We start from the raw sequence: 17,291 nt of genomic DNA on the forward strand, positions 1-17,291 counted from the left end.
CATGGACGTCACCGTGCTGGTCGGCCCGGACCTCGTCGCCGACCTCGCCCTGCTGGAGTCGCTCACCACGGCCACCGCCGCCGACCTCGGCGGCACCGGTCGTCTGGTGGCCGTCGACTCGGCCGCCGCGCTGGAATCGGCGCTGGCGGCGACCGCCGCGCCGGTGGTGGTGCTGCCCGGTCCGACGGTGTCCGCGCGGGCCCTGATGAGCGGGGCCGCCCCGCACGTCGTCTGGTACGACCTCACCGTGGCCACGGCCGTCGCCGGTGCCCGCCACCTCTCCGGCCGGGGCGTGTGGGGTCTGGCCTGGGCGATCCGCCACGCGGTGCACCAGCACCGGTCCCCGGCGGTACGCGTCGGCTACGGCGCGGACGCCGACCAGTGGGGTGAGCTGCGACTGCCCACGGCGGACACGGCACGTCCGGTGCCGGTCGCGGTGCTGCTGCACGGCGGCTTCTGGCGCTCCGTCTGGGGAGCCGACCTGATGGACGCGCTCGCCGTGGACCTGGCCGCGCGCGGCTACGCGGCGTGGAACGTGGAGTACCGGCGTCCGGACCGGCACGGCTGGGACGCCACCACCGCCGACGTGGCGGCGTCGCTTGCGGTGCTGCCCGACGTGGCTGACGCCGGTGTGCTGGACCTGGACCGGATCGTCGTGTTCGGGCACTCGGCCGGTGGGCAACTGGCCCTGCGGGCGGCGGCGGACCTGGCGGTTGACCTCGCCCAGGGGCCACGGGTGGCCCTGGCGGTGTCGCTGGCCGGTGTGCTGGACCTGGCCGAGGCCGACGGCCGCCAGCTCGGTGACGGCGCGGTCAGCGCCGCTCTCGGCGGCACCCCGACGACCGTCCCGCAGCGGTACGCGGCCGGCGACCCGATGGCGCGACTGCCGATCGGGGTGTCCACGCTGCTGGTGCAGGGGGCGGGCGACAGCCCGGACCTGGTCGACATCAACCGCCGGTACGCGGTGGCGGCTCGCGCGGCCGGTGACGAGCTGACCCATCTCGAACTGCCCGGCGACCACTTCGACGTGATCGGTCCCGCCTCGGCGATCTGGCAGGCCACCATGGAGCAGGTGGGGCGCTACCTCGGGCGGTGAGCCCGCCCGGAGTTGCCGGCTTGTTTCATCACAGTGAACAAGCCGAGGCTGTCGTCAGAACAGTCGGGGTGTGACGACCGAGACCACGGTGGTCACCGCGTCGGTGTCGTTGTACATCGTGTGCGGCACCGTGGAGCGCAGGTGCACGCTGTCTCCTGGGTGCAGCCGGTGCTCGACGCCGTTGACCTCGTAGAGCAGCTCGCCGGAGATGACGTAGGCGAACTCCTCGCCCGCGTGGCCGTACGCGTTCTCCCGCCGACCGCCGGGGGCGATGTGCACCAGCATCGGTTCGAGCAGCAGGTCCGGCCCGCGTTCGGAGAGCATCCGATAGGTCTGCTGACCGGAGACGTACTGCGTGGCGGTGGTCTCCGCCCTGGTCAGCGAGAAATGGTGGGGCAGCGTGGTGACGGTGCCCCCGACCGGCGCGGTGCTGGCGTCGAAGAAGTCGCCCACCGTCCGGTCCAGCGCCTTGGCCACGCTGCCGAGCGCGGTCAGCCCGATCGACGAGATGCCGCGCTCGACCTGGGACAGGAAGCCGATCGACAGCCCGGAGCGGGATGCGAGGCCGCGCAGGGTCAGCCCGCGCTCCTTGCGGTACTGGCGGATCCGGGCTCCGACCAGGTCGGCCGGGGTGTGGCCGTTGCTCCCGCCGTCGGGGCGGGCCTGCTCCGGGACCGGATGACTGCCCGTGGACCGCATGGGGACCTCCTGTCGCGCTGGCCGGAACCCGTCCGACCCCCGTGTTCGATGCTATCGAACGGAGGTGGCCCTTGGGGAAGCCCCCGACCGTGCCGAATCGGCGGCGATCCGGTCCCCGTGCACCGGTCTGCGGCCGGGGAGCGGGATCTCGAAGTGGACGGTGGGGGCGGCGTGTGGATCACCGTCGCGCGGGTCGTGCACCAGGTCGGCCACCCCGCGCCAGAACGCCTCCGCGCCGGGCACCCGGGTGTCGGTGTGCAGGTAGACCACCCGGTAGTCGGGTTGATCGGCGGCGAACGCGACGGCTCGCCGCACGAGGGCGCGGGCGAGCCCGTTGCGCCGGTGCTCCGGACGGACGTACACCCGGAAGAGCTGGGCCGTGCTCGCTGCCGGGTAGCGCTCCGCCAGCCAGCGCGGATGCGGCGGGCTGTTCGGCGCGGCGGCACGGACGGCGGTGGTGGCGACCACCTCGTCACCCTTGGTGGCGACGAACAGGGCGTGCCGCGCCGGGCGCAGGTAGGTGCCGGCCAGGTCGACGACGTCGGCGTGCCAACGAGGCTGGTAGCCGTACCCGAAGACCTGGTAGAAGGTGTCCAGCATGACGCTGCGGGCGCCGTCGAGGTGTTGCGGCCCGGCGGTGCGCAGGTCGTACGGTCCGGTCGTCTCGTCGGTCATGTCCTGCTCATCTCCTCGGTGTCGGGTGTGGTTGCGGGTAGCGCGATCGCCGGATCCAGTAGCGCGCGGGTCAGCGGGGACCGGGCACCGGCGGGCAGGTCGGCGGCCCGACCGTGCTCGACGACGCGACCGTGGTCGAGCACGACCACCCGGTCGGCGAGCCGGACGACGACCTCCGGGTCGTGTGTGATGACCAGCAACGCCAGGCGGTGCGCCTGCCGCAGCTCGTCCAGCAGGGTGAGGATCCGGTCCCGGTTGACGCCGTCCAGCCCGGAGGTGATCTCGTCGCAGACCAGCAGGCGTGGCCGGGTCAGCAGGGCCCGCACCAGGGCGGCACGTTGCAGTTCGCCCCCGGAGAGCCGCTCCGGCCGACGGGTGACCAGGTCCCGGTCGAGGCCGACCTGATCGAGCAGGGCACGGGCCGCCGCCAGCACGTCGGCGGGTCCCTGTCGCCGCAGCCGTACGGCGGGCCGCGTCACCTGCGCCAGCACCGGCGCGTACGGGTGGAAGCTCGCCCGGGGGTCCTGGAAGACGTACTGCACGGCGGCGAGGTCGGGCGGGACCCGCCGGTCGAGGGAGGCGTGCAGGCGACGGCCGTCGAGGGTGACGGTGCCGGTGTCCGGCCGGTGTAGCCCGGCCAGACAGCGGGCGAGGGTGGTCTTCCCGCTGCCGGAGCGACCGATCAGCGCGAGGCACTGCGCGTCGCCCAGCGTCACGTCGACACCGTGCAGGACGGTGGCGCCCCGGTGCGCGGCGGTCAGCCCCTCGGCCCGCAGCAGAGCCTCCAGCGGCGGGGACCCGGCGTCGAGACGGGCCGCCGGAGCGGACCGGGTGGGTTCCCCGACGACCGCGTGCGCCGGACCGGCGGCGACCACCACGCCCCGGTCCAGGACGATCGCGTCGTCGGCGATCGCGCGGACCAGGTGCAGGTCGTGGCTGAGCAGGACGACGGTGACCCCGGTGGCGGCCAGGCGGCGCAGCTCGGCGGCCACGTCGCGGCGGTGCAGGCCGTCCTGCCCGGTGGTCGGCTCGTCGGCGACCAGGACGCGGGCCCCGGCCAGCAGGGCGTGCGCGATCACCAGCCGTTGCTGCTGCCCGCCGGAGAGTTGGTGCGGGTAGCGCCGCAGGATGTCGGCGGGCAGCCCCACCCGGGTCAACACCGCCCGGACCGCCTCCCGGACGGCGACGCGGCGGGCCCGGCGGCCGGGGACCGGACGGTGTCGGCGGGCGATCTCGTGCAGCACGGGGCCGACGCGGCGGACCGGGGTGAGCGCGGCCGAGGGCTGCTGCGGGACGTACCCGACGAGCCCACCGGGCGCCGGGGTTTCGGGACCGACCACCCGACCGTCGATCTCGACCCGGCCGGTGAGGCGTACGCCGGGCCCGGCCTCGCCGAGCAGCGCCCGCCCGAGGGTGGACTTGCCGCTGCCGGACGGACCGACGACGGCGAGCACCCCACCGGCCGGCACCGCGAACGACACGTCCCTCAGCAGCCGGTGTCCGTCGGCGACGGCGTCCAGCCCGTCGACCCGGATCATCGGACCTCCTCCCGGACACGCGCGGCGTCCCGTTCCACCGTCGGCTCCCGGCTGGTCAACAGCGCGTCGGTGACCAGGTTGACGCCGACGGCGAGCGCGACGAGCAGCGCGGCGGGCACGACGACCGCCCACGGTTGCAGGAAGATCCCGCCCCGGTTGCGGTCGACCATCACCGCCCAGTCGGCGGCGTCCGGGGCGACCCCGATGCCGAGGAAGCTGGCCGTGGCGACGAGATAGACGGCGCCGATGAACCGCACCCCGGCGTCGGCGAGCAGGACCCGGCGGATGCCCCGCGCGACGTAGCCCATCGCCCGCCGCCACCAGGTCTCCCGGTAGAGCCGCATCGCCTCCATCACGGTGCCGTGCGCCAACGGCAACGCGGCGGCGCGGGTGATCCGTGTGACCTCGGGCAGGGTGACGATCGCGACGATCACCACCAGGGTCAGCGGCCCGCGTGGCGCGGTGGCGGCCAGCAGGATGAGCAGCAGCAACGACGGGATGGCGAGCAGCAGGTCCAGCGGGCGCATCAGCGCCTCGTCGAGCGGGCGGTGCCGGGTGAGGGCGGCGACCAGGCCGAGCGGCACGCCCAACAGATAGGCCAGGGCGGTGGCGGCGACCGCGACCGCGACGACGGACCACCCGCCGAGCAGCACCTGCCCGACCACGTCCCGGCCGACGAAGTCGGTGCCCAGCAGGCCCGTGCCGTCGAACGGTCGGGTCCGCGCGTCGGACTCGGTGACCAGCACCGGTCCGGCGACCGCGAGCAGCAGCGGCACGGCGAGCAGCACGATCCCGACGACCGCCCGGGGTCTGCGCCGTCGGGCCGTCACCGGACACCGACCGTACGCGGGGCGAGCCGGAACGCCACCAGGTCCGCGACCAGGTTGACCAGCACGGTGGTGACCGCCACGACCACGCAGAGCCCCTGGATGGTGGGTACGTCCCGGGCGGCGACCGCGTCGACCAGGGCGGTGCCCAGCCCGGGGATGACGAAGACCGCCTCGACCACGATGACGCCACCGAGCAGCCAGTCGGTGGTGCGGGCGACCTGCTGCACGACCGGCGCGGCGGCGGTCGGCAGCGCGTGCGCCAGCCAGCGCCGCCGGGTGGAGAGACCGAGGCGTCGGGCGTGGTGGACGTACTCCGTACGCAGGGCGTCCACCATGCCGGCGCGGGTCAGCCGGCTGATCGAGCAGATCGGCCGGGCCAGCAGCACCAGCAGTGGCAGCGCCAGCACCCCCGGCTGGGCGAGCAGGTCGGCGCCGACAGCGGTGGGCGGGAACCAGCCCAGCCGGACGCCGAAGACCGCCACCAGCAGGATGGCCAGGGCGAACTCGGGTACCGCGTACAGTCCGACCGCGAGGGTGGTGAGTGTCCGGTCGAGCCGGCCCCCCTCGCGTCGCGCGGCGAGCATGCCGAGCCCGACGGCGAGCGGCACCAGCAGCACCAGCGTGGCGACCGCGAGCAGCAGGGTCGCGGCGGCCCCGCCGACGATCAGGTCCAGCACCGGCCGCTGCGAGATCAGCGAGGCACCGAGGTCGCCGTGCAGCAGCCCGACCACCCAGTCCAGGAAGCGCCACCAGGCCGGTCGGTCGAGGTCGAGCTGCGCGCGGATCAGCGCGATCCGCTCCGGGTCGGGATGGTCACCGGCGATCACCACCGCCGCGTCCCCGGGCAGCGCCTCGGTGAGGACGAACACGACGGTGGTGATGCCGGCGACCTGCCCGACGCCGAGCAGCAGCCGCTGCACGGTGTAGCGGGTCAGACTCAAGCCAGCCACACCTTGTCGAAGCGGGCCCAGTCCAGGGTGTTCGCGGGGGCCTCGGCGGAGACTCCGCGCACCGTCGGGGCGGTGGCCACCAGGAAGTCGGCGAACCCCCACACCAGCAGCCCGCCCTCGGCGTGCAGCATCCGCTGCATGTCCCCGTACGCGCGACGGCGACCCGCCTCGTCGGGGGTGGAGACGGCGGTGCCGTAGAGCGCGTCGAACTCGGGCCGCATCCAGCGGGTGGCGTTCGTGGTGGAGGTGGTCAGCAGCCGCTGCGAGATGTGCGTCTCGATCGGCATGGCACCGCTGCGGAAGGTGGCCATCACCCCGCCGTCGAGCACGTCCCGCCAGTAGGTGTCCTTGTTGCGCTGCACCGGCTCGACGGTGAGCCCGACCTGACGGGCCTGGTCGGCGAAGACGCTGGCGGCCTCGACGAAACCGGCGGCGACCGGCGCGGTGTCCAACGGGATGCGCAGCCCGCGCGCACCGGCCCGGTCCACCAGTGCGCGGGCCTGGTCGAGGTCGCGGGTGCGCTGCGGGATGTCGTCGGCGTAGTACTGGAAGCCCTTGCCGAAGAGGTCGTTGCCGACCTGCCCGGTGCCGGAGAGCACCGTCTCGACGAGCTGTTCCCGGTCGGTGAGCAGGAACATCGCCTCGCGCAGGTCCCGGTTGTCGAACGGGGGACGGTCCACCTTCATCGTGAAGCCGAGCAGGTTGCTGTTCGGCATCCGGGTGATCGCGACGCGGTCGTTGCCGGTGTGCGTCCGCGCGGTGGTCGGGCTGACGTCGTGCGCGTAGTCGACCTGCCCGCCGAGCAGGGCGTTGATCCGGGCCGACTCCTCGTTGGCGATCACGTACTCCAGCTCGTCGAGGTGCGCGGCACCCTCCCAGTAGTCCGGGTAGCGGGCCAGCAGCAGCGATCGGCCGGGGGTGAAGCTGCTGACGGTGAACGGGCCGGAACCGATCGGCCGGTCGAACGACTCGGCACCCTCCGGCACGATGTACGCGCCGAACGCGGCGAGGACGTTGCCGAACTCGGCGAACGGCCGGTGCAGGGCGAACTCGACGGTGCGGTCGTCCACCGCCCGGCTGGCCCGCAGGTCGATCAGGGAGAGGCTGGCGCGGGCCCGGAACGCCCGGTCCGGGTCGACGATGCGGGCGTAGCTGGCGAGCACGTCGGCGGCGCGGACCGGCCGACCGTCGTGGAAGGTGGCCTCGCGCAGCGCCACCCGCCAGCGGGTCAGGTCCGCGTTCGGTTCCCAGCTCAGCGCCAGTCGGGGCTGGATCGACACGTCGGGGCCGTAGTCGGCCAGCTTGTCGAAGACGGCCTTGGCCCGCGACGCCTCGTTGAACAGGTTCGCCAGGTGCGGGTCGAGTGTCTCGGTGGCACCTCCACCGGCGAACGCGACGCGCAACCGGCCGCCCCGCCTCGGGGTGTCACCGGCACCGGGGCCGCCGGTGGAGTCGCCGCCGCAGCCGGTGAGCAGGGCGGTGGCCAGGGCGGCTCCGCCGCCGAGCAGCGTGCGGCGGGACAGGTGGATCGACATGGGGTTTCCTCTCGAAGGTGTTGCGGTGTTCAGGCCGCGCCGGGGCGGCGAGGGGTGACGGCGGGCATCCGCGCGTCGCCCGGGACGGTGTTGGCGGCCGGTCGGGGGCCGAGCAGGTTCCGGCGGTGCAGCATCCGCACCGCCGCGGCCGAGGCCAGTCCGAGGGCGGCGCAGAGCAGCCACGCCCCGGCCGGGACCCGCTCGGCCGCGCCGTCCGATCCGGTCTGCATGAGTCCGCCGACGGCGGTGGTGGCGAGCGCCGCCACCACGCCCGAGGCGAGATAGAAGACGCCGAAGTAGGTGCCGGTGAGCCCGGTGCGGGCGAACCCGGGCAGCAGTTCCAGCACGAACGGCTGCGCCACCATCACCCCCACCGCCAGCGCCAGCGTGGTGACGAGCACCGGCAGGACGCGGACCGCCGGGGGACCGCCCAGCGGTAGCAGCGGCACCAGGAAACCGGCGCCGGTCACCGCCATCCCGGCGGCGATCGCGGTGCCCCGGTCGACGCGGCGACGCAGCCGCGCGGTGATGCGGACCTGCCCCGCCACGGTGACCACGGTGGAGACGACGAAGAGTGCGGCGACCGCCAGCGGCGTGCCGGTGACCGCCTCCGCCTGCACCGGCAGCACCAGATAGAGCTGGGTCTGCAACGCGAAGAGCGCGCTCAACGCCACCGTGAACGCCAGGAACCGGCCGTCGGTCAGCGACTCCCGCCAGTCCCGGCCGACGCTCTGCCCGCTGGCCGTCACCGGCTGGGCCGGCAGCACCAGCGCCTGCGCCACGGTCAACGCGGCGAACACCAGCGCGGCCCCGGTCGCCGCCGCCCGGAAGTCGACCAGCAGCAGCGCGCTGCCGACCAGCGGCCCGATCAGCGCCCCCGCGCTGGCGAACACGTTGAACAGGGCGAACGCCTCGGCCCGCCGGTCCGGGGCGGCCTGGGCCAGATAGGCGCGCACGGCCGGGTTGAACAGGGCACCGGCCAGACCGGTCAGCACCGAGGCGACCAGCAGCGCCGCCAGCGACCCGCCGACCGCGAACACCGCGAAGCCGACCGCCCGCAGCCCACACCCGGCGATGATCACCCCGCGTGCGCCGAGCCGGTCCGCCGCCGATCCGCCGAGCAGGAACAGTCCCTGTTGGCTCAGGTTGCGTACCCCGAGGACCAGGCCGACCAGGGCGGCCGAGAGCCCGATCTGGTCGGTGAGATAGCCGGCCAGGAAGGGCAGCAGCATGTAGAACCCGACGTTGACGCCGAGCTGGTTGACCACCAGCAGCCGGATCGGCACCGGGAAGCCGCGCCACGACGCCCAGGTGGCCCTCACCGGGGTGCCTCCGCCGCCGGTGCCACCCCGAGCCCGGCCGCCCCCGACAGGCGCAGCACACCGTCCCGACCGCCGATGCCGGTCCACGGGTCGTCGGCGAGCAGCAGATGGCCGTCCAGGTCCACCCAACGGGCCAGACCGGCCAGGTGCACCGCCGGGGCGATGCCGAGCGAACTGGCCACCAGGCAGCCGAGCATCACGTCCAGGTCCCGTTGCCGGGCCGCCTCGATCATGTCCCCGGCGGCGGTGATGCCGCCGCACCGCGCCAGCTTCACGTTCACCCCGGCGACCGCGCCCGCCAGCCGGTCCAGGTCGGCCGGACCGGCGGCGTCCTCGTCGGCGACGACGGGCGTGCCGCTGCGGGCACCCACCCAGGCCAGCAGGTCGGGGCGGCCCGGCGGGATGGGCTGTTCCACCGCGTCCAGCTTGTGCGGCGCGAGCGCGTCGAGCTGTCGCACGGCCTGTTCGGCGGACCAGCCGCCGTTGGGGTCGAGCAGCAGCCGGGCGTGCGGCGCGGCGGCCCGGACCGCCGCCACCCGGGCCAGATCGTCCGCGTCGCCGGCCTTCACCTTGAGCACCGAGAACCCGGCGGCGACCAGGCGTCGGGCGGTCGCCGCCGCCTCCGGCACCGGCACCAGCCCGATGGTGTACGCGGTGGCCACCGGCGTCGGTTGCGGCGCCCCCACCAGCCGGTGCACGGGTACGCCCCGGGCGTGCCCGAGCAGGTCGTGCACGGCCGCGTCGAGCGCCCCGCGCACCCCCGGCGGCCCGGTGTACCCGCCCAGCCCGGCCCGGAGCGTCTCCGGGTCCGGGCAGCCGACCACCCGCTCCGCCCACCCGGCGCAGCACGCCTCGATCGCCGCCCGGTCGAGTCCGAGATAGTTGCTGGTGACGACCTCGCCGTGCCCGGTGACACCGTCGTGCGTCACGGTGAGGCGCACCGCCTCCCGACGGGCCATCACCGACCGGGAGATGCGCAGCGGCTCCCGCAGCACCAGCGGGTATGCCTGCCAGGTCAGCCTCATGCCGGCACCCGCCCCCGGTCGGCAACCGGATCGGTCACCGTCCGGCACCGGCTCCACCGGGTGACCTCCACCGCGCCGGGGTGCGGGATCTCCACCGGGTGTCCGTGTCCGGAGTCGAGCAGCCCGTGCCGGGCGCACCAGCCGTCGTCGAAGATGCTGTCGAGATAGCGGTGCGGGCCGTCCGGGAAGACCGTCACCACCCGCGCGTCCGGCCGGGTCCTGGCGGCCCAGGCGGCGACCCGGGCCACCGCCCCGGTGCTCCACCCCCCGGTGACGAAGCCGGTACGCGCCAACCGCCGGCAGGTGTCCACCGCCTCCGCCGGCCCGACCCAGTGCACCTCGTCGAAGGCCGGATAGTCCACGTTGTCCGGATGGATGCTGCTGCCCAGGCCGCGCATCAACCGGGGACGTGCCGGCTGACCGAAGATCCTCGACCCGACCGTGTCCACGCCGATCAACCGCAGGTGGGGCCAGGAACGCCGCAACGCCCGCGCCAGCCCGGCGCTGTGCCCACCGGTGCCCACACTGCACACCAGCAGGTCCACCGCGTCGACCTGGGCGGCGATCTCGTCACCCAGGCTCGCGTACCCGGCCACGTTGTCGGGGTTGTGGTATTGATCCGGCCAGTACGCCCCCGGCAGCGTCGCGAGCAGCTCGGTCAGGCGGTCCCGCCGGGCCTGCTGCCACCCGCCGGTCGGATGCGGCCGGTCGACCACCTCCAGCCGGGCCCCGTACGCGCGCAGCAGCGCCCGCATCGACGGCTCCAACTCCCGGTCGACCACCAGCACCACCGGGTGCCCGAAGGCGTGCCCGGCGAACGCCAGCCCGATCCCCAACGTGCCGCTCGTCGACTCCACCACCGGCGCGCCGTCGCGCAACTCGCCCCGACGCCGCGCCCCGGCCAGCATGGTGACCGCCGCGCGGGCCTTCATGCCCCCCGGCGCGGCACACTCGACCTTCGCCCAGAAGCCGCCGTGCGGGTGCGGCAGCGGCGCGTCGACGTAGACCAGCGGGGTGTGTCCGACCAGGTTCAACAGTTGCGGCGCGCTCATCCGGACACCCCGTAGCGGTAGAGGGTCGTCGTCCCGCCGTCGAGCCAGAAGAACGGGTACGGCTCGGCCGACACGGCGGTCAGCCCGGCGCCCAGGAACCACGGCAGCACCGCACTGCCGGTCTGCGCGAACGCCACGAACGGCTTCCGCTCGGCGGCGGCGTGCGCCAGCAGCGGCGCGAACGTGTCGTTGCCGAGCGTCATGCCGGAGGCCAGGATCGCGTCGCAGCGGTCCAGCACCGCCGTCGCGTCGGGCAGGTGCGGCTCGCCCCACTCGGTGCGGCCCCCGGCCAGGTCGCACGGCAGATACCGGCGACCGGTCGCCCGCAGCCGCTCCAACAGGGAGTTGACCACCCCGACGACCAGCACCGTGCGGCTGCTCGCGGGCAGCAGCTCCACCACCGCCTCGGCGCGCGCCCGTGACTTGGCCAGCGACCCGCCGCCCGGCACGCTGACCGTCGCGTCCGCCGCCTCGGCGTGCGGGCGCACCGCCATCAGGTACGCGTCCAGCGCGGCCACCCGCACCGGCAGCAGCGGGTGAGCGAGCAGGTCTGCCACGGACGCGCCGACGCAGTCGTACGCGGTCTCGTCGGGCAGCTCGCCCGGCTCGATCGCGCACGATCCGACCGCCGCGTCGACCCGCAGACTCAGCACGTGGTTGCGGTAGCCGTGCGCCCGCGAGGCGTGCCGCACGCCCTGCCGGGTGACGAACCCGACGCTGACCGTGGCCCGCGCCGGATCGGCCCCGAGCCGTCCCGCGCGCACGGCCTCCACCAGCGCCGACATCGACCGGTACGCCGGTCGGGCCGGCGAGGTGGCGGTCACGCCCCGACCCCGACCCGGGCGTCGGCACCAGCCGGAACGCTCTCGTCGAGGTACCCGACCCGGGCCTGCCCGGCCAGCCGGTCGGCGACCGTCCGCGCACCGGCACCGGCGGTGTCGACCACCATCACGTGACCGAGGTAGTCGTTGTTGCTGCTGGCGTCCCCGGCCCGGTGGCCGTCCGGCTTCACCGACCAGTCGACCACCCGGGGGTCCGTCGACCAGGCCCCGGTGCCGTCGATCCGCGCTACGACACCGGGTCGCGGCGGCAGCACGAACGCGATCGCGGCACTGCGTACGCCGGTGTCGGCCGGGCTGAGGTCCGGGTGTTCGCCGAGCGCGAGCTGCGCGTACACCATCGGCAGGTCCACGCCGGTGACCCGGCGCACCAGCTCGGTGATCTGGTTACCGGCGGGCCGGGGGTTGACCTCCACCACGCGCGGCCCGGTGGGCGTCAGCCGCAGCTCGGTGTGCCCGACCGCACGGTCCAACCCGACCGCCTCCAGGGCGGCCACCGCCACCTCGCCGACCCGCTCACGGGTCGTCGGATCCAGCACCGCCGGGAACATGTGGCCGGTCTCGACGAACCCGGAGACACCGCCGAGACTCTTGTCGGTGATCCCGACGACCGTGGTCACGCCGTCGACGGTGACCGTCTCCACGCTCACCTCCGGACCCGTCAGCAGCTCCTCCAGCAGCACCACCGGCACCCTCGGCTGCCGCCGGGCGTTCACCGGGAACGCGGCGAGGGCGTCGAACGCGGCACGCAGCTCGGTCGGATCCGCCACCTGCCGCACGTACATGCCGGCGCAGAGGTCCACCGGCTTCAGCACCAGCGGATACCCCAGCTCGCGCGCGGCCTGCGCGGTGGCCGCCCAGCCGTCCGCGAGCGCGAACCGGGGCTGCGGCACACCGGCGCGGGCCATCGCCGTCCGGGCCAGATCCTTGCGGTACGCCCGCCGCACCGCCGCCGGATCCGCACCGGGCAGCCCGAGGTGTGAGGCCACCTGCGCGACCGTGTCCAGGTAGTAGTCGCACGAGGTGAGTACGCCGTCGAAGCGCAATGCCGCGTGCAGCCGCACGGCCTGCTGCAACAGCGTGGGTACGTCGTTGGTGTCGACGGTCAACACGTTCTGCGCGGCCAGCAGCGGATGTGTGCCGCCGGGCGGCGCACCACGCAGGTAGTGGTGCAGGTCCCGGGTCAGGAACGAGAACCGGTGCCCGGCCTCCAACACCGCTCGCGGCAGGAGGTGGCTCATCGCCCCGACCCAGCTCTCCACCAACAACACGTGCGCCATCGGCGCCTCCCCACTCGGCAACAGGCGATGGCAATGGTAACGGTTTTCATTTGCGGGAGGAAGGAGGGGTGCGGCGTGGCGTATTGGAGGGCGGCGCTGGCCCGTAGGGGTGTGCCTAATCCCGTCGCTGCCGGACGGTGGTGTTGGCAAGCGGCGCGTCTCCGTCGGTGCGCCAGTCGGCCAAGCGCCGAGCCGTGCGTCGTCGTCCCGCCCGGTGATCGCGCACCCTCTTGCTGGGCATGGCCACCCAGGTGAGCGCAGTGGAGGTGGGCAACGGTCGCCGCAAGGGCGGCCTGAGCCGCCCCTATCTGGAAAGTCGGTGGACCAAGGGGGCGGCAGTATAGGGGTTGATCAGGCAGGAAGCAGCATGTGTCCCACGTCACACATAGACGATATTCGAATCGATTCTTGCCACGCTGAGTGATCAGGCGATGTCGCACTCATCAACCAATCATTATCTATCAATGTCTGGTGATCAAAGGCGACCTGGTCGCGCCGCCGCGGGGCAGTCAGGCGACGATCAAGGCCCTACTGTCGCTGCCACTGCTTGCTCTCGTCGGGGGTGTGTGTGGTGGGCGTTCGGTGGCGACGTGGGTTGTCTGCTGGGGTGGCGGCCTTGGTGGTTGTCGGAGTGATCGGTGTTCCAGCGCACGAGCGGGCGGCTGCGGCCGGGCTTGAGTGCGAGGACATCGCTGGCTCCGAGGCTGAGGCGAGCATGCTGGCGACCTCGTGTGGGCAGCCGGTGGTGGTGGACGGGTCGCGGACGGAGTTCGCCGAGGTCACCGCGTTGCCGGACGGGCGGCTGCAGTTTGTGTCGGCAGTGGTGCCGCAGCGCGCGCGCAAGGCCGGCAGGTGGGAGGAGGTCGACCTCAATCTGACTCGGGGTGGGGACGGATTGTGGCGACCCGTGGTATCGGTCGCGGATGTGGCATTTTCGGGCGGCGGGACCGGCTCGATGGTGACGCTGACGCGGGGCGGGCGGACGGTCACGTTGTCGTGGCCAGGCACGCTGCCAGCACCGACGGTGTCGGGTGACTCGTTGACCTATCCGAATGTTCTTTCTGATGTGGATCTGGTGGTGCGGGCGACGCGCACGGGCTTCACGCATGTTCTGGTAGTCAAGACACGGGCGGCGGCGACGCTGCCTGGAGTGCGTGAACCGCGGTTCCGCATCGGCGGGGACGCCGACATCGTGTCGGGTCCGGACGGTGGCCTGCGGGCGATGGCAGGCGCGGCTGTCGTGGCCTCGGCGGAGCCGGCGGTGATGTGGGACTCCCGGGCAAGTGCGGCGGACGGCGTCTCGGCTCGTACACCGTCGGGCGAAAGCCCGCAATCGACGGCGACGGCGGCCGGAGACGCGGCGCGGACCGGCATCGTCGGCGTTGAAGTGTCCGAGGGCGAGTTGGTGCTGCGGCCGGACGCGGCATTGCTGGATAACCCGGATGCCGTGTACCCGCTGTTCGTGGACCCGGCGTGGTCGGTGTTCAAGAACAAGTGGGCCTACGGGACTAACAACGGGTCGTCGAACTCGGACACCAGTCGCGCGCGAGTCGGGCTGAACCCGGACACCGGTGCCGTGTACCGGTCGTACTTCGAGTTCCCGACGAAGGCTAACGGCGTATCACTCAAGAACAAGCACATCGAGTCGGCCTACGTGCAGATGAAGTTGGACCACTCGTGGTCGTGTGGGCCTACGGTGACATCGATGTACCACACCCCGGCGATCAACGCGACGCCGAAGGCGAGTTGGTCGACGATGAAGCTGAAGTCGTTCCTGAATACGGCAACCGGAAACGCGAACGAGGCGGGTGGTTGCTCATCGATCCAACCTGACAGGATAATGAACTTCCAGGGGTCGAACACCACCGGCCAGGTGCTGGCTGCCGCGAACGGCAGCTGGAATTCGATCACTTTCGGGTTCACTGGGCGAGCCGCCGACGGGTCGGGGGAGTCGACGCAGGATCGATGGAAGAAGTTCTTTCCCAACGACGCCAAGCTGATCGTCGACTACGACAGCAAACCTGGTGCTCCGCATACCCTGCAGGTCGCTGGTGTGGACTGCACCTCCGGGGTATTGACGGTCGGTACGCTGACACCGAAGTTGGCTGCCGTGTTCCCCGACGCCGACCCGAGTGACTCGCTGACTGGCACCTTCGAATGGATCGAGGTGCCAGCCGGCGGGATGGGGACGGTGACCAACTCCCACCCGACCCGTAAGAGCCCGCCGCCGGCAAGGACAGGGTTGACCCCGAATAGCAGGGCCGAGAGTGCCGCGGTGACGGTCGCGAAGGGACCTACATACGCGTTCCGGGCGAAGGGCACGGACAAGGCTCCGTACTCGATTACCGGTCCCTGGTCGTCGTGGTGCCGTTTCGCCGTGGACACCACCGTCCCGCCAGCGCCCACCATCAGTCACGTTCTGCTTCCCCGCCGCCCGGGTGAGCCGATCAACTTCACGTTCGCGACCCATGCCTCGGACGTGACCAAGTTCCGTTATGGCTGGTCCAATCCACCTACCACCGAGATCGTGGCCAGCACCGTCTTCGGTACGAAGAATGCCTCGGTCACCCTCACGGTGCCCAGCTTCGGTCAGAACACCCTTTGGGCCCGCAGCATCGACGCTACTGGCAACCTCGGCAATATTGGCTCCGTCACCTTCACTGCGGCCCGACCCTCACCGGCCGTCGCCAAGTGGGGCCTGGAGCAATACCCCGGAGTTGACCAGAACGCCGCGCTCGCCGACCAGCAACCCGCTCTGGGAGGTCAGACCGACCTCACCACGTCCAACCTGAGCTGGGTCGACGACGCCCGCCTGAACGGTGGCAAGACCGCAGGCCTCAACGGCACCTCCACCGTGCTGACCACGCCGGGAAGTGTCGTCAACACGGCCAACTCCTTCAGCGTCGCCACCTGGGTCCGACTCAGCTCACTACCCAGTACCCACGACACCGTCGTCGTATCCCAGGCCGGGATCAACGCCGCCGGGTTCCACCTGGGCACCCGGTTGGTCGGTTCTCCGTCGACGCCACGGTGGTCCTTCTTGATGAAGGACAGCGACGACCAGTCGAGTACCACCCGTGCAGCGAATAGCAACACCGCCTTGACCTCTGCGGATGTTGGCCGCTGGACGCACATCGCAGGTGTCTACGACAAGGCTACTGGCAAGGTCCGGCTTTACGTTGACGGCGCACTTGCCGCCGAGGTCGACCGAAGTGCCACGCCATGGAGCGCCACAGGAGCGTTTGCGGTGGGTCGGGGGTGGAGCTCCGGCGGAGCAAGTAACTGGTTCCACGGCAACGTCGCCGACATGCAGGTGTACGAGCGGGTGCTCGTGCCGCATGACTTCACCGGCCAGATGGCGCAGGACCCGATATCCAGTGGGTTTAATGAGCCAGGGATCCTGACGCCGGTGCAGGTGGGCAACTGGAACTTCGAGGCCGCAACCCCCTGCTACCTGGCCGACCTGAGGGACACCTGCGAGGCGCCGGACACGGTTACCGCCTGGGGGCGTTGGCTTGCCTTGACTAGAGGTTCCGCAGTCGGCGCAGGCTATTCCACCGACGGCTCCGGGCTGTGGCTCGACAACGAGTACTTCCCAGAGGAGGGATTTACCGAGAGCACCGCCGAGTACGCGCGCAGTGCGGTGAAGACGGGCATCACACCGCCGAACACCGATGGTCTCGAATTCACCCAGTGGCAGGATCGACCGGTCGTGCGTACCGATCAGTCGTTCACGATGTCGGCCTGGGTCATGCTCGATCGGCTCGACGGCATGCGCACAGCGCTGTCCCAGCGAGGGCAGTATTCAAGCGGCGGCTGGCTCAAGTTCAACTCCACGCTGGGTAAGTGGCAGTTCGCCATCAGCGACGAGGACCACACCACCACCCCCACGGCGAGCACCACCTCGACATCGGCCGCGGAGGAAGGCGTGTGGACGCACCTTGTCGGCGTATACGACGCCGGGCGGAAGCAGATTCGCCTCTACGTCAACGGTGAGCTCGAAGCGATCACGCAGAACATCACGTTCACCCCGATGACATCGACCGGCCCGCTGCTGGTGGGCCGAACCCTGTGGCAAGGCCAGTTGGTCGATCCGTGGATCGGCGGCATCGATGAGGTCGCTGTGTTCCAGGGAGCGCTGACGGACACGGCGGTGTATCTGCTGTACGACTCGTAACCCGGCCAACCCGGGTAGCGGTGCGCTCAGAGTTCCGGCACGGCTGACTCGGCTGAGGTGTCGCTTACGCCCTGTGTCGGTTCGGGGCGATCGCATGGATCCGACGTCTAGATACTGCACCGCCGATAAGACCTACCTACGCCTTGCTTCGTGCGGCTGTCCTTACCGGGGAGAAAGCATGTTGTCTGCACGCCCTGTTCACGATTTGCAGCAGCTTCGACGGAGTACTCATCGAGCGGGCCGCCTTCGCCGATGGATCGCAGGCCTGACGGT

General features: G+C 72.1%; 13 protein-coding genes. 2 read left to right on the forward strand and 11 right to left on the reverse strand.

Annotation, left to right across the window (positions count from 1 at the left end; genetic code table 11):
• Position 1: 1 nt before the first annotated feature.
• On the forward strand, positions 2-1,096 hold the full coding sequence (locus ABZ738_RS16445) for an alpha/beta hydrolase (RefSeq protein WP_357214017.1): 1,095 nt from the start codon (positions 2-4) through the stop codon (positions 1,094-1,096).
• A gap of 54 nt (positions 1,097-1,150) precedes the next feature.
• Here the strand turns inward: ABZ738_RS16445 and ABZ738_RS16450 are convergent, their stop codons facing one another.
• From ABZ738_RS16450 to ABZ738_RS16500, 11 genes are read right to left on the reverse strand one after another with little or no spacing between them, the layout of a single operon-like run.
• Positions 1,151-1,795 (reverse strand): XRE family transcriptional regulator, encoded by a 645-nt coding sequence (locus tag ABZ738_RS16450; protein WP_176093722.1) that lies wholly within the window; start codon positions 1,793-1,795, stop codon positions 1,151-1,153.
• Positions 1,796-1,846: 51 nt separating this feature from the next.
• A complete protein-coding gene (locus ABZ738_RS16455; protein ID WP_217705999.1) occupies positions 1,847-2,470 on the reverse strand; it encodes a GNAT family N-acetyltransferase in 624 nt (207 codons plus the stop codon).
• Positions 2,467-4,008 carry an ATP-binding cassette domain-containing protein gene (locus ABZ738_RS16460; protein ID WP_357214022.1) on the reverse strand — a complete coding sequence of 514 codons (1,542 nt, stop codon included), beginning with the start codon at positions 4,006-4,008 and terminating at the stop codon, positions 2,467-2,469. The genes ABZ738_RS16455 and ABZ738_RS16460 overlap by 4 nt, the downstream gene beginning before the upstream one ends.
• Positions 4,005-4,838 (reverse strand): ABC transporter permease subunit, encoded by an 834-nt coding sequence (locus ABZ738_RS16465; RefSeq protein ID WP_357214025.1) that lies wholly within the window; start codon positions 4,836-4,838, stop codon positions 4,005-4,007. Before ABZ738_RS16465 ends, ABZ738_RS16460 begins: the two co-directional genes overlap by 4 nt.
• Complete coding sequence (locus ABZ738_RS16470) at positions 4,835-5,779, reverse strand: ABC transporter permease (protein ID WP_357214028.1); 945 nt, start codon at positions 5,777-5,779, stop codon at positions 4,835-4,837. Before ABZ738_RS16470 ends, ABZ738_RS16465 begins: the two co-directional genes overlap by 4 nt.
• Positions 5,776-7,323 carry an ABC transporter substrate-binding protein gene (locus ABZ738_RS16475; RefSeq protein WP_357214031.1) on the reverse strand — a complete coding sequence of 516 codons (1,548 nt, stop codon included), beginning with the start codon at positions 7,321-7,323 and terminating at the stop codon, positions 5,776-5,778. The genes ABZ738_RS16470 and ABZ738_RS16475 overlap by 4 nt, the downstream gene beginning before the upstream one ends.
• Positions 7,324-7,352: 29 nt before the next feature.
• Complete coding sequence (locus tag ABZ738_RS16480) at positions 7,353-8,645, reverse strand: MFS transporter (protein ID WP_357214034.1); 1,293 nt, start codon at positions 8,643-8,645, stop codon at positions 7,353-7,355.
• Entirely contained in the window at positions 8,642-9,670 is a 1,029-nt protein-coding gene (locus ABZ738_RS16485; protein ID WP_357214037.1) for a dipeptide epimerase, read from the reverse strand. Before ABZ738_RS16485 ends, ABZ738_RS16480 begins: the two co-directional genes overlap by 4 nt.
• Entirely contained in the window at positions 9,667-10,722 is a 1,056-nt protein-coding gene (locus ABZ738_RS16490) for a PLP-dependent cysteine synthase family protein (RefSeq protein ID WP_131057302.1), read from the reverse strand. The genes ABZ738_RS16485 and ABZ738_RS16490 overlap by 4 nt, the downstream gene beginning before the upstream one ends.
• Positions 10,719-11,546, reverse strand: a complete 828-nt coding sequence (locus ABZ738_RS16495; protein ID WP_236146025.1) for a DUF364 domain-containing protein — start codon at positions 11,544-11,546, stop codon at positions 10,719-10,721. The genes ABZ738_RS16490 and ABZ738_RS16495 overlap by 4 nt, the downstream gene beginning before the upstream one ends.
• Entirely contained in the window at positions 11,543-12,841 is a 1,299-nt protein-coding gene (locus tag ABZ738_RS16500; protein ID WP_357214042.1) for an ATP-grasp domain-containing protein, read from the reverse strand. Before ABZ738_RS16500 ends, ABZ738_RS16495 begins: the two co-directional genes overlap by 4 nt.
• 571 nt (positions 12,842-13,412) lie before the next feature.
• Here ABZ738_RS16500 and ABZ738_RS16505 point away from each other — a divergent pair.
• Positions 13,413-17,018, forward strand: coding sequence for a LamG domain-containing protein (locus ABZ738_RS16505; RefSeq protein WP_357214045.1), 3,606 nt, complete (start codon positions 13,413-13,415; stop codon positions 17,016-17,018).
• Positions 17,019-17,291 lie beyond the last annotated feature (273 nt).

This window comes from Micromonospora sp. NPDC047793 (assembly GCF_040642635.1).
Taxonomy (GTDB): Bacteria; Actinomycetota; Actinomycetes; order Mycobacteriales; family Micromonosporaceae; genus Micromonospora.